Origin of the sequence: Tsukamurella sp. PLM1 (genome assembly GCF_023168325.1) — a bacterium.
Taxonomy (GTDB): domain Bacteria; phylum Actinomycetota; class Actinomycetes; order Mycobacteriales; family Mycobacteriaceae; genus Tsukamurella.
This window is the reverse complement of sequence record NZ_AP025688.1, coordinates 1,479,097-1,491,465: the sequence shown is the minus strand read 5'-3', so window position 1 is coordinate 1,491,465 and position 12,369 is coordinate 1,479,097. Positions and strand designations below refer to the sequence as shown.

Genomic DNA, 12,369 nt, shown 5'->3' with positions numbered 1-12,369 from the left:
CGTCTCACCGAACTGCGCCGCGAGCGCGGCCTCAGCCTGTCCGAGCTCGCCCGCCGGGCCGGCGTGGGCAAGGGTTCGCTGTCCGAGATCGAGGCCGGCGGCCGCAATCCCACGATCGAGACCCTCTACGCGCTGTGCGGCCCGCTCGACGTCCCGCTCACGGCGCTCGTCGGCGAGTCCCCCGGGTCCACGGGGTCGGCCCACGGCGGGATGCGCACCGCCCTGCTGTCGGTGCGGCACCTCCCGCGCGTCACCGTCGAGGTCTTCCGCCTCGAGTTCCCCGACGGCGCCGACCACGTCTCCCCGGGCACGGCACGGCGGTCCGCGAGCACCTCACGGTGGTCGATGGTGCCCTCCGGATCGGCCCGGTGGGCCGGGAGATCACGGTCCGGGCGGGCGATTCGCGGTCCTGGACCAGCGACGGCCCGCACCGGTTCGCCACCGTCGACGGTGCCGCCGAGGCGGTCGTGGTGATCACGACGCCCCGGCCGGACGGTCAGTCGCCCGCGAAGGGCCGCACGGCGTCGTTGTAGCGGCGGTCGATGAAGTCCGCGATCCTGGGCGCGCCCTGGATCTGCCCCGCGGCGACGAACGCGTCGGTCAGTTCCTGTTCGGACGCGGCCACGGTGTCGGTGAGCTCGATCGCCACCCGCCGGCTGCGGTCCTCCGCGGCCTTCGCGGCACCCGGGTCGATGGCGATCGCGGCGGCGTACCGCGCCGCCCACTCCGCCCGGTGGGAACGGGCCCACTTGTTGGCCTTCGCGATCCGCACCACCAGCTCGCGCACGGCGGTGTTGCGCTTGGCGTCGGCGAGCGCCTCGATGGACGCGATGCCGAAGCCGTAGCCGTTGAGCAGCCCGGTGCCGACGGCGATGGTCCGCACCGTGGGATCCAGCTGGATCAGGGCGGTGTACGGATCCCAGATCGCCCACGCCGCAACGGCCCCGCTCACGAATGCGGACTGCGCGTCCGCCGGCTGCAGGAACACCGGCTCCACGTCCTCGCCCAGCTCGAGGCCGGCCTTCTTCAATTGCAGCAGCAGGTTGCCGTGCGCCGAACTCCCCTTGGCCACCGCGACCTTCTTGCCACGCAGGTCCGCCACCGAGGCCGGACCGCCCGCGCCGCGCACCACGATCGCATCGCCCGCGGCGTCGTTGGAGTACGCGGAGACCAGGCGCACCTTGGCGTTCGACGCGGCGCCGAAGATCGGCGGCGTGTTGCCCGTGACCGCGAAGTCGATCTTCCCGGCGGTCGCGGCCTCGATCTGCGGCGGTCCGGAGGTGAAGGTGGAGAACTCGACGGCGAACGGCAGACCGTCGAGCTGCCCCGCCGAGCGCAACAGCGTCTCGGTCCCGCCCTTCTGGTCCCCCACGCGCAGCGTGAGCCCGCGCAGTTCCGCGAGGTCGACGGTGCCGTCGGCCACCGTCGCGGTCGCGTCGTCGCGGGAGACGCAGGCGGTGGCGGAGAGCACGACGGCGGCGGCGAGCACTGCGCCCACGAGCCCCGAACGAAGTCGGCGAATCCGTCCGGCGGAAGGAGTTGTCACGGGGTACCTTTCATCAAGTGGTGGGGGGTCAGCCCTCGCCGAGCGCGGCGAGCAGGGTGGAGCGAAGAGCGGCGACGTCGGCGCGCCCGGCACCGAGGCGGGGTTCCGGCACGACGACCTCCTGGGCGATCCGGCCCTCGGCGAGCACGACCACGCGGTCGGCGAGCGCGAGCGCCTCGTCCACGTCGTGGGTCACGACGAGGACCCCGAAACCATGGCGCTCCCACAGGGAGACCAGCAGCCGGTGCATGGCCGCGCGGGTGAGCGCGTCCAGCGCGCCGAACGGCTCGTCGAGCAACAGCAGGCGGGGCTCGGCGACGAGCGCACGGGCGAGCGAGACCCGCTGGGCCTGACCGCCGGACAGCTGTCCCGGCCACGCGCCGCGCTTGTCCGCGAGGCCCACCTCGGCCAGCGTCTCGTCGGCCCGCGCGAGCGCCTCCGCCCGCCCCGCCCGCGACCGGACCAGGCCGTGGGAGACGTTCGCGCGCACCGTCCGCCACGGAAACAGGCGGGGCTCCTGGAAGGCGACGGCCGGCGCACCGTCCGTGCTCACGGTGCCGGCGGACGGTTCGGTGAGGCCGGCCAGCACGCGCAACAGCGTCGACTTGCCGCTACCGCTGCGGCCGATGATCGCGACCACCTCGCCGGGCTCCACCCGGAGCGACGCGCCGCGGAGCACCACGGTGTCACCGTAGGCCACCGTCACGTCCCGCACCTCGCCCGCGGGCTGCGTGGAACGGTCTGCGGTGTACCGGGGTTCGAGGATTGCTGTCATGGTCGTCTCCTGTCGGCGATGGGCTATCGGACCTGGTAGCGGGTGGTGTATTGCTCGAGCGCGCGGACGATCGCGTCGGTGATCAGGCCCAGCGCGGCGTACACGATGAGGCCGAAGAACACGACGTCGGTGCGGAGGAAGTCACGGGCGTTGTTGATCAGGTAGCCCAGGCCCGACGAGGCGGCGATCTGCTCGGCGACGATCAGGCTCAGCCACGCGATGGCCAGCGACTGGCGCAGGCCCACGAGGATCTGCGGCGTGGCACTGGGGATGATCAGCTCGCGGATCGTCTGGATCCTGCTGAACCCCAGCACCCGTGCGTTCTCGACCAGCTTCGGGTCGATCTGCCGGATCGCCGCGGAAGTGTTGAGGTACAGCGGGAAGATCGCGCCGAGGGTGACCAGGAGGATCTTCGGCTGCTCGCCGATGCCGAACCACAGGATGAACAGCGGGATCAGACCGAACAGCGGCAGGGCCCGCACGGCCTGCATGTTCGGGTCGATGATCGCGTCGCCGATGCGGCTGAGCCCCACCAGGAGTCCGAGTCCGACGCCGATCAGCACACCGAGGACGAGCCCGATCGCGACGCGCTGCGCCGACGCCCCGATCGCCGCGGTCAGCTCACCACTGGTGAGCACTCCCCACCCCGCCTCCGCGATCAGTGACGGAGCTGGCAGCTTGTCCTGCGGGATCGCGCCGAGGGCGCTGAACAACTGCCATAGCGCGAGGACGGCGAACGGCGAGGCGATCCGCACCGCGCCGAGCACCCGGCGGCGACGCTGCTCGCGGACAGCGCCGGCCGGCAGGGGCGTGCTGGTGTCGACTTCTGTTGTACTCATAGGGGTTCGATGATGGCGGCGCGCGAGCGCCGGCAGAACCCTTGGACGCAGGGTGACGGAAACCGCTAGAAGGCCCGCGCCCCGCGGTGCTCACGACCATGCCGTGGCCGGTCTCCTGGTGGGTGAACCGGGTGCCGTCGGCGGCGGCCAGGATGGTCCAGCCACGAGCGGTGTACGTCCGGTACTGCAACGTCACGGGATTCGCGACGCCGATGTCGCCGAGCACGTAGGTGAGCACGCCGTCGCTGCCCACGTTGACGCCGTTCGCCGCGTCGCCCGATTCGGTGCGCGGCCCCGGCCGGTCGAACGTCACCTGACATCCCGCGCCGGTCTCGCTCACGCGGCAGCGCGCCCTGCCGCTCGCCGTCTGCAGGAAGGTGTATCCGTTGCCGTTGTCCGCTATCGGGATCGGGCCCGCGTCAGTGGTGCTCGCGGGCGCGCTCGACGTCGCGCTCGGGGTGGTCGACGGTGCCGCCGGCGGCGTCGTGGTGCCGGGCGGGACCGTGGTCACCGTCGGGCCGCCGGGCAGGACGCTGACGCCGAGGTCCGGATTGCCGGACACGGTGGTCGAACACGCCCCGAGCAGCAGCACACCCGCGAGCACCGCCGTCGGAACGAAACGTCGTCGCACGCGCCACCTCCCACTGACTCGACCGACCCCCACCCTACGGACCGGTCCCGTCACTCGCACGGCGCGCGGTACGTGATCTCGATGTTCATCGCATCGGCCCCACGACGGGGCGGCCGTCGGGCCCCGTCAGGACGTGGACGCGGGCGCCGAAGTGCTCGGCGATCGCCTCCGGTGTCAGCACCGCGGCCGGCTCGCCCTCGGCCGCCACCCGGCCGGACGTCAACAGCACCAGCCGGTCGGCGTACTGACCGGCGAGCGTGAGGTCGTGGATGGTGGTGATCACCGTGAGCCCGTCGTCCCGACGCAGTCGGTCCACCAGGTCCATCACCTGCTGTTGGTGGCCGATGTCCAGGGCCGTCGTCGGCTCGTCCAGGAGCAGCACCCGGGCGCGCTGGGCGAGCGCGCGGGCGAGCACCACGCGCTGCCGCTCGCCGCCGGAGAGGTGATCGATCTCGCGGGCCGCGAGCTCGTCGAGGCCGAGCCGCCCGAGGACCTCGCGCACGATCCGGCGGTCCGTTCCGGACTCGCGCCCGAGGTACGGGATGTACGGCGCCCGGCCCAGCAGGGCGTAGTCGAACACCGTCATTCCCGCCGGCAGCGTCGGTGACTGCGGCGCGTACGCGACCAGTCGGGCCCGCTCGCGCGGGCTACGGGCGCGCAGGTCGGCACCGTCGAGGGTGACGGTGCCGCCGCTGCGCACCAGGCCGAGCACGGCGCGCAGCAGCGTCGACTTCCCGGCCCCGTTGGGCCCGATCACCCCGGTCCAGGAGCCCGACGGTGCCGTGACCGTCGCGTCGCGCACGACGGGGCGCCCGTCGAGCGTCACCGTCAGGTCCGAGATCTCCACCGTCACAACGCGCTCCGTCCCCGCACCGCCCGGAGGACCAGCACGAAGAACGGGCCGCCGACGAACGCCGTCACCACTCCGAGCGGCAGTTCCCCCGGCGCGACCGCGGTGCGCGCCAGGACATCGGCGAGGACCAGGAACGCGGCGCCCGCGAGCAGCGACAGCGGCAGCACCGCCCGGTAGGAGGTGCCCGCGAGGCGGCGCACCACGTGCGGCACCACGATCCCCACGAACCCGATCAGGCCGCCCACCGCGACGGCGGTCGCCGTCGCCAGCGACGCGGCGGCCAGCACCAGCACGCGCACCCGGCGGGCGGACAGGCCGAGGGCGACGGCCTCCTCGTCGCCCACGCCGAGCAGGTCCAGGAGCCGGCCGTGCAGCAGCAGGACCACCGTCGAGACCGCGGCGTAGGGCAGCACGGCCAGCAGCTGCGATCCGTCGGCCGCCGCGACGCCGCCCAGTACCCAGGAGTAGATCCGCTGCAGTTCCTGCGCGTCGCGCTGCATGAGGAAGGTCTGCACGGCTCCGAGGAACGCCGAGACCGCGACTCCCGCCAGCAACAGGGTCGCCGTCCCGCCGCCGCCCGCCGCGCTGCCCAGCGCGTACGCGAGCGCGACGCCGGCGAGGGCTCCGGCGAACGCGGCGACGGGCACTGCGGCCGCCGGGTCGCCCGGCCACATCGCGATGGTGGCCGTGGCCCCGACGCCCGCGCCCGCCGCGGCGCCCAGCAGGTAGGGATCGGCGAGCGGGTTGCGGAACACGCCCTGGTACCCGGCCCCGGCGAGCGCGAGCAGGCCGCCCACCATCGCCGCGGCGAGCACGCGCGGCAACCGGATCTCGAGTAGCAGGTTCTTCTCCAGGCGGGTCAGGCCCGAGTCGGTGTGCACGCCCGGGAGGTGGTCGAGCAGTTCCAGCGCGACCGCGCGCGGCGCGACATCGGCGGCGCCCACGAGCAGGCCCGTCGCCATCGCGGCGAGCAGCACCACGACGGCCACCAGCAGCGGGACGGGCCGCAGTCCACTCACGCGGGGAGGCTTCGGGTGGGGAGGCGTCGCGGCGGACGGCGCCGGGCGGGTCGGCGTCACCCGCCCGCCGGGACCTTCTGCGCGGCCTGCGCGACGGCCGCGCCCACCGCGCGGTAGAACTCCGGCAGCCGCGGTCCCCACCGGGACGCCACATCGGCTTCCAGCGCGACGACGGTGCCGTCCCGCACGGCCCGCAGGTCGCGCCACCCCGGCCGCTGGGCGACCACGGCCGCGGACTGACCGCAGCACTGCGCGTCGGCGAGGAGGACGAGCGCCGGATCCGCCTGCAGCAGCGACTCCTCGGACAATCGCGGGTAGCCCGTCCCCGCGCGGTCCGCGGCGTCGGCGATGTTGCGCAGGCCGAACGCCCCGTAGACCTTCCCGATGAACGTGCCGGAGGTCACCGTGTGCAGTTGCGGATCGAGTTCGTGGAAGTAGGTGAGCGGCGTCGCGGTGCGCGGCGCGGACCGGACGGCACCGTCGATGGCGGTCCGCATGCCGGCGATGAGGTCGCGCGCCCGATCGGCGCGGCCTGTGGCCGCCCCGAGGTCGGCGATCTGGTCGTACGCCTCCTCGATGTCCTTCGCCGCGGGCTCGACGAGGATGGGGACCTTCACCTTCTGCAGCGCCTTGACGATGCCCGCCTGATCGTCCGACACGACCACCAGGTCCGGCTCGTAGCCGATCACGGCCTCCGCGTTGGGCGTGAAGCCGGACAGGGCCGTGCGGGGCGCCTCCGCGGGGAAGGTGGACTGGTCGTCGACCGCCACCACCTGCGCGCCGGCGCCGATGGCGAACAGCGTCTCGGTGTGCGTCGGGGCGAGGGACACGATGCGTCGCGGGTGCGCGGGCACGACGACGGTGCCGTTCGCGGCCTCGACGGTGACGGTGCCGCCCCGTCCGGCATCGCCGTCCGAGCCACCGTTCCCGCACCCCGCGAGCACGAGCACCGCCGCGACGGCGGCGGCCGCGGTCCCGCCCAGGCGCATCGTCGTCCTTCCTCCGGTCCTCGGATGCCAGTGTGTCAGAGCCCGTGCTCGTGCAGTCGTGAACCCACTCGCGCCATCCGTCGGCCCTGTGGGGGTCCGACCGGCGATCGCGTCCTTCGCACGGCTGAAGTCGCCCCGCGCGCTCCTCCGCGGACGCTACGATCGACGTATGGCCGGCACGCTCTCCGACGTATTACCTTCGGTCTGTTCGGCATTCGGTATCGCCGGCCCGAATCCGCTCGGTCTGTCCGTGCAGCGCGACGTGGTGCTTCTGCTCATCGACGGCCTCGGTTCCGAGCTGCTCGCGCGGCACGCCGCCGACGCGCCTACCCTCGCCGCGCGGGTCTCCGACACCCTGGACGCCGGCTTCCCCGCCACCACCGCGACCAGCCTCTCGAGCCTGGCGATCGGCGCACCCTGCGCGGCGCACGGCATCGTCGGCTACAGCTTCGGCGTGCCCGACGAGCACGGGCGGCGGCTGTTCAACTCCCTCCGGTGGACGATCGACGGGGCGAGCGGCCCCGACGCCCGGGAATCGCACCCGCCCACCGAGCTGCAGCGCCGGCACAGCAAGCTGGAGACGCTGGCCGCCGCGGGGGCCGAGATCCACTACGTGGTGCCCGCTTACCAGGAGAAGTCCGGCCTCACCCGGGCGGCGTTCCGGGCCCGCGGCGAGCTGCACCCGGCGTCGCACATCGAGGACGTCCGCGGCGGCGTCCTCGACGTCGCCCGGCACGACTCGCCGGACAGACGGTTCGCCTACGCCTACGTCGGCCAGCTGGATGCCGCCGGGCACATCCACGGCCCGGGTCACCCGAATGGCTGACCGTGCTGCGCACCGTCGACGCCCTGGTGGCGAACCTGCTGACCGACCTGCCCGACACCTGCACCCTGCTCGTGACGGCCGATCACGGGATGATCCAGGCCGACTCCCTGGTGAATCTCGACGCACTGCCGGCGTTGCAGCAGGGGGTGCGGATCATCGCCGGGGAGGCCCGGGTGCGGCAGGTGTACCTCGCGCGGGGCACCACGTCGATGATGTGGCGGCGCGCTGGTCGGCCACGCTCGGTGACCACGCGGCCGTCGTCACTCGTGAGCAGGCCCTGGACGAGAACTGGTTCGGGCCGACGCCGCCCAATCCGGTGATCGCGCACCGGATCGGCCATGTCCTGGCGGTGGCCCAGGGGCGATCCGTGCTGGTCACGCCGAGTCAGGAGCCGATGGAATCGCGCATGCTGGGCCATCACGGTGCGTGGACCGTCGACGAGCAGGCCATCCCGCTGATCGTGTCCTGACGGTGCCGGCGCACGATCGGTCGCGCGCCACGGCGACGCCCTTGGCGTTTTGCCCGGCTCCGAACGCGTAGAATGCCGTACAACCAGTACGACAACTCGGGGTGAAGACGGTAGCCCTGCGTGCCGATCAACAGGGTGGTGCCGACCATCGTTACCAGAGAAGCAACGGTCGCCGCGCCGCGCGAGGCGAGGCGGGGCGGGCGCAGACAGCGGACCTCACGCGCGTCCTCCTGTTCCTCGGGGTGGTGATCGCGCACTGCGTGACCACGATCAACTACACGCCGGACATCATCCAGCAGACCGGACTGATCTCGGTCCTCCTGCACCTGACGCGGTACGGGTTCGTGGCGGTGACGCTGTTCGTACTCGTTCTCAGCATGCGCGGGCGCACGATGACGGCGCGCGAGTTCTGGCGCAAGCGCTTCGGGCTGATCGTCGGCCCGTACCTCGTGTGGACCCTCACCTACTCCATCACCGACCATCTGCTGAACCCCGCGAATCCGTTCCCGTCGATCGGGCAGTGGTTCGCCGATCTGGCGCGCACCACCTTCACCGGCGACGCGAAGTACCAGCTGTACTTCCTGCTCATCTCGATGCAGATCTACCTGTTCTTCCCCGCGCTGTCGCGGCTGATGGACCGCACGGCGGCGCACCCGTGGCGCGTGCTGTTCGGCGCCGGAGCGATCCAGCTGGCGATGTTCGCGCTGTACCAGTACACGCCGCGCCCGGCGAGCCAGCCGTGGGCCAACATGTACGGCCACCTGTGGAAGCTGCTGCCGATGTACGCCCTGTTCGTCGCGATCGGCATGCTCGCCGCCCGGCATCACGACGCCGTGTCGTCCTGGCTGCGCGCGCACGCCGTGCCGGTGATCGGCGTGAGCCTCGTGGCGTCGGCGTTCAGCGTGGTCGCGTACCTGCGGGCCACCGACCCCGGCGTGGTCCCGGAGACCGCGACCGCCGCGTGGAACCCCCTGTACCTGCCGTGGTACCTGGCCGGCACCGTCCTGCTGTGGCTGTTCGCCATGAAGTGGGACGACCTGCGCGCGTCCGGTCGCCGGGTGGGCGAGCGCGCCGTCTCCTATGCGACGGTGCGCGCGTTCGGCGTGTTCGCGGCGCATCCGCTGATGCTCGACATTCTCGGCCGGTACGGGTTCTTCGACCTGCTCACCGACCGGATCCCGTCCACGACCGTGCGCACCGCGACGCTGTCCGTGGTGGTCCTGATCCTGTCGCTGCTGTTCGTGGACCTGATCCTGCGCACGCCGATCAGCCGGTGGGTAGTGGCGCGCGACCGGATCCCCGTGGGGAAGCCGTCCGCCTGAGGTTCCGCCCTCCGGGGCGTCAGCGCCGCGGCGCGCGATCGGCTGCAAGCCAGATGTCGTCGGCCGGCACGCCCGGGGTGCCCGTCTGCAGGCGGTGGATCGCCTCCGCACGGAGCGCATGATAGAGCCCCTCGCTGCGCATCCGCTGGTCCACGTACAGCAGGGTGCTCACGCCGGCGCTGAAGGGCGCCGTCACCATCAACGCGATCGCGCTGCCCACCGTCGAGACCGCGAGCGAGCCGGTCGACGCGCCGACGAGGGTGTCGGCGGGAACCCCACCGTCGATCGCCAGACCGCCGACGGCGAACGGACCCGACACGATCGAGGACACGACGCCCACGATCACCGCGGTGAGCAGCAGGATCCCGAGTAGACGCCAGTACCCGCGCCGCTGCAGGTCGAACGCGCGGCGCAGGGCCGCGATCGGGCCGAGCCGCTCGAGCACCACAGCCTGGAACGACAGCGAGAACGCGGGCATCAGTGCGATACCTGCGACGATGAGGAGCAGGAAGAGGCCCACCGCCGCGATGACGGTGCCGACCACCAGGCCGGTGTTGTCGTCGATGCTGCTCAGCGTGACGCCGAGCGCGCCACCCACGATCAGCGCCGCAGGGATGAGTAAGAACAGGGTCTGCAGGATGCTCAGGCCGATCAGCGCGGGAATCCGGGGCGCGACGGCGCGCATCGCCTGCCCGGCCCCCACGCGCTCGCCGAGCACCGACCTGGCCACAGTGGCCGTGAGCAGACCCATGAGCAGCATCGTCACGACCCCTGCGGCCAGCGCGAAGCCCATGCTGAGGGCGGTCGACCAGCCCAGGGCGGCGAAGAACTCGGCGTCGTCGGCCTCCGGATCGGTCGGCATCCGCGTGAGGGGGACCTGCGCCACGAACGTGAGCAGCTGGGTGACGACGACGAAGACCACCGTGAACCCGACCATGATGGCCGGATTCGCGCGGATCGCCGCGAACGCGCCGTTGTAGATCGCGCCCAGCTCGAGCGGCCGGATCGGCACGATCCCGACCTTCACCTCCGGGGCCGGCACACCCCAGCCCGGTCCCGGGGGCACCGCGCCGTGCGGGCCGGGCCAGGCCTGGAACGGGCCCGGTTGCGAATACCCCGACTGCGGGTAGCCCGGCTGCGACGATCCGGGCGGTGGGTACGCAAGTGGGCCGTAGCCGTACTGCGGGTAGTTCTGCCGCGGCGGATGCCCGCCCGGCGATCCTCCCCGGCCCTCGGCCGGTTCCTGCGCGGGCGTCTCACCGTCACCGTCGGTAGTCACACTGTTATCTTGCATCGCGCATGCGCCCACCACAACTTCGTTCATGTGCAGTCGGGACATCGTTGTTATTGAGGCGGCAATGATCGTTGACCGGTGAGCCGCGACATCGTTGACAACGAGCGCCTCGATGATCGGCGCATGGCACCGCCAGTCAACCAACACCGGCGACTGCCCCCAGAACGCACTGAGTCGGGTCACCGTTCGTCAACAATGACCCGACTCAGGACACTGAGCGGGCGACGGGAATCGAACCCGCGTAGCTAGTTTGGAAGTTCGGCGCGCTGCTGAATCATGCGGTGCAGGACCTGATTCTTCGTGCTCGGTTGACCTCGTGGAGCTGTCTGTACGGGGATCTCGTACACGGCGTCGTACATGGCCAAGAACAAACGGCACGGCTGTACCAGGACGGGAGGCCGGCCACGCGCCGGTGCGCGAGCGACGAAGGAGCGGAGCGCAGACCGGCGTAGGGGCCGAGACCCCGTCCCTGCTCGATTACTACGCGAACTCTGTAAACGTCGGTCTTCTCGGAGGTCTAATCGGCCCACGATTCGATGTTCGCGATGCAGGTTCGTCGGGGTGGTCGCGATGATCCCCATCTCGGACTCTGCTCGGCAGGACATCTGGAGGGCACGGAACTTCCAGCGGATGAAGTCGAGCCTCGAGCGGGTCAGGAAGTGCGGCGTCGTGTGCTGCCACAAGGATGGCGTCTCGTTGTCCGTGTCGGAGGATGCGTCTGGCGCCAGGAAGGCTCGGTTCGGAAATCTGTACACCTGCGGGTCGGTGTGGTCTTGCTATCGCTGCTCGTACGTCGTCGCTCGGACTCGCGGGGATGAGTTGGCTGAGGCGATTCGGGCGTATCGGGTCTTGACCGGTGGAGACGTGGTCTTCGTGACACTGACTGCGGCACACGGTCCTACTGATCGCTTGGTTGACCTCTGGAATGGGGTCACAGAGGCGTACCGACACCTGGTCAATTCTCGGACTTTCAAATCAATGCGCGGCACCTTGTCTCCGGACGCCGATGGTGGCTACGCCTCCGATGGGTTGATAGATGGCTACATCAAGGCGACCGAGGCTACACACGGTGAAAACGGGTGGCACCCGCATCTACATCTACTGTTCTTTGTTCAGGATTCTTGGGAATTCATGAAGCAATTCTCGATGTTGCGACGTCTATGGTCACGGGCGCTGGCGAAGCAGGACATGCGTATGTCCAAGCGCGGACAGAAGGTGAAGCTGGTCTTCGATGATCAGATCGACGTGCTCGCGCAGTACATAGGCAAGGGTGCGCACGCCTGGGGCGCAGCGGATGAGATCACGGGCGGGATGAGGAAGAACGGCAAGAACGGTCGTACTCCTATGGAGATTCTGCACGGTCTGGTTCACGGGGAGGCTGAGCCGGGTGATCTGAAGCTGTGGCACGAGTGGGAACAGGTGTCGAAGGGAAGACGGCAGCTGGTGCACTCACGGTTCGGTGATCTGTGGCCGCTTCTCGCTGTGACGAGTCGTACGGATGAAGAGATCGCCATAGCCGTCGGTGACGAATTGGATCAGCAGGAACCGCGCCCCGACGAGCGGATTCTTGGATACGTTCCATCAGAGATGTGGAGCGTGGTTCTACGATATCGCCGCACCGCGGTATTGGAGATGCTTGAAATTCTGGAGATTATCGACTCCTCCGCCGAATGTGAGGCGCTACAGGACTTCGAGGACCGGTTGGGTGTACCGGTATTCGCGAAAGCGGATCTGGTTCATAATTCTTCGTGAAAACCGGTGGTGGATTGCTGCGAGAAGATATGTCAATAGGCGCGAATATTTGCT

Annotated in this window: 11 protein-coding genes and 2 pseudogenes; 5 read left to right on the top strand and 8 right to left on the bottom strand. The window is 70.6% G+C overall.

Features of this window, described 5'->3' with window-relative positions; genetic code table 11:
- The first annotated feature begins 12 nt into the window (after window positions 1-12).
- Window positions 13-533 (top strand): annotated as a pseudogene (locus tag MTP03_RS07755) (helix-turn-helix domain-containing protein).
- Here the strand turns inward: MTP03_RS07755 and MTP03_RS07750 are convergent.
- The 7 genes from MTP03_RS07750 to MTP03_RS07720 all read right to left on the bottom strand — a co-directional run bounded on the left by MTP03_RS07750 (window position 497) and on the right by MTP03_RS07720 (window position 6,652).
- Window positions 497-1,498 carry an aliphatic sulfonate ABC transporter substrate-binding protein gene (locus tag MTP03_RS07750; protein WP_248491469.1) on the bottom strand — a complete coding sequence of 334 codons (1,002 nt, stop codon included), beginning with the start codon at window positions 1,496-1,498 and terminating at the stop codon, window positions 497-499. The pseudogene MTP03_RS07755 and the gene MTP03_RS07750 overlap by 37 nt on opposite strands.
- Window positions 1,499-1,574: 76 nt before the next feature.
- On the bottom strand, window positions 1,575-2,321 hold the full coding sequence (locus MTP03_RS07745) for an ABC transporter ATP-binding protein (protein WP_248491468.1): 747 nt from the start codon (window positions 2,319-2,321) through the stop codon (window positions 1,575-1,577).
- Between the two features lie 23 nt (window positions 2,322-2,344).
- Entirely contained in the window at window positions 2,345-3,160 is an 816-nt protein-coding gene (locus MTP03_RS07740) for an ABC transporter permease (protein ID WP_248491467.1), read from the bottom strand.
- 419 nt (window positions 3,161-3,579) lie between these two features.
- Entirely contained in the window at window positions 3,580-3,735 is a 156-nt protein-coding gene (locus tag MTP03_RS07735; protein ID WP_248491466.1) for a hypothetical protein, read from the bottom strand.
- A gap of 141 nt (window positions 3,736-3,876) precedes the next feature.
- Window positions 3,877-4,644 (bottom strand): ABC transporter ATP-binding protein, encoded by a 768-nt coding sequence (locus MTP03_RS07730; RefSeq protein ID WP_248491465.1) that lies wholly within the window; start codon window positions 4,642-4,644, stop codon window positions 3,877-3,879.
- Window positions 4,641-5,606, bottom strand: a complete 966-nt coding sequence (locus MTP03_RS07725; protein ID WP_248492083.1) for an iron ABC transporter permease — start codon at window positions 5,604-5,606, stop codon at window positions 4,641-4,643. The genes MTP03_RS07730 and MTP03_RS07725 overlap by 4 nt, the downstream gene beginning before the upstream one ends.
- 113 nt (window positions 5,607-5,719) lie before the next feature.
- On the bottom strand, window positions 5,720-6,652 hold the full coding sequence (locus MTP03_RS07720; RefSeq protein WP_248491464.1) for an ABC transporter substrate-binding protein: 933 nt from the start codon (window positions 6,650-6,652) through the stop codon (window positions 5,720-5,722).
- Between the two features lie 169 nt (window positions 6,653-6,821).
- Here MTP03_RS07720 and MTP03_RS07715 point away from each other — a divergent pair.
- The 3 genes and pseudogenes from MTP03_RS07715 (at window position 6,822) to MTP03_RS07710 (ending at window position 9,269) form a co-directional block, all read left to right on the top strand.
- Window positions 6,822-7,798: pseudogene (locus tag MTP03_RS07715) on the top strand (alkaline phosphatase family protein).
- A complete protein-coding gene (locus tag MTP03_RS23530) occupies window positions 7,795-7,947 on the top strand; it encodes a hypothetical protein (protein WP_371820920.1) in 153 nt (50 codons plus the stop codon). Before MTP03_RS07715 ends, MTP03_RS23530 begins: the two are co-directional and overlap by 4 nt.
- A gap of 101 nt (window positions 7,948-8,048) precedes the next feature.
- Window positions 8,049-9,269 (top strand): acyltransferase, encoded by a 1,221-nt coding sequence (locus tag MTP03_RS07710; protein ID WP_248491463.1) that lies wholly within the window; start codon window positions 8,049-8,051, stop codon window positions 9,267-9,269.
- 19 nt (window positions 9,270-9,288) lie between these two features.
- On the opposite strand, the gene MTP03_RS07705 is transcribed toward MTP03_RS07710, so the two are convergent.
- Window positions 9,289-10,746, bottom strand: coding sequence for a hypothetical protein (locus tag MTP03_RS07705; protein ID WP_248491462.1), 1,458 nt, complete (start codon window positions 10,744-10,746; stop codon window positions 9,289-9,291).
- Window positions 10,747-11,541: 795 nt separating this feature from the next.
- On the opposite strand from MTP03_RS07705, the gene MTP03_RS07700 reads away from it, so the two are divergent.
- On the top strand, window positions 11,542-12,315 hold the full coding sequence (locus tag MTP03_RS07700) for a protein rep (RefSeq protein ID WP_248491461.1): 774 nt from the start codon (window positions 11,542-11,544) through the stop codon (window positions 12,313-12,315).
- Window positions 12,316-12,369 lie beyond the last annotated feature (54 nt).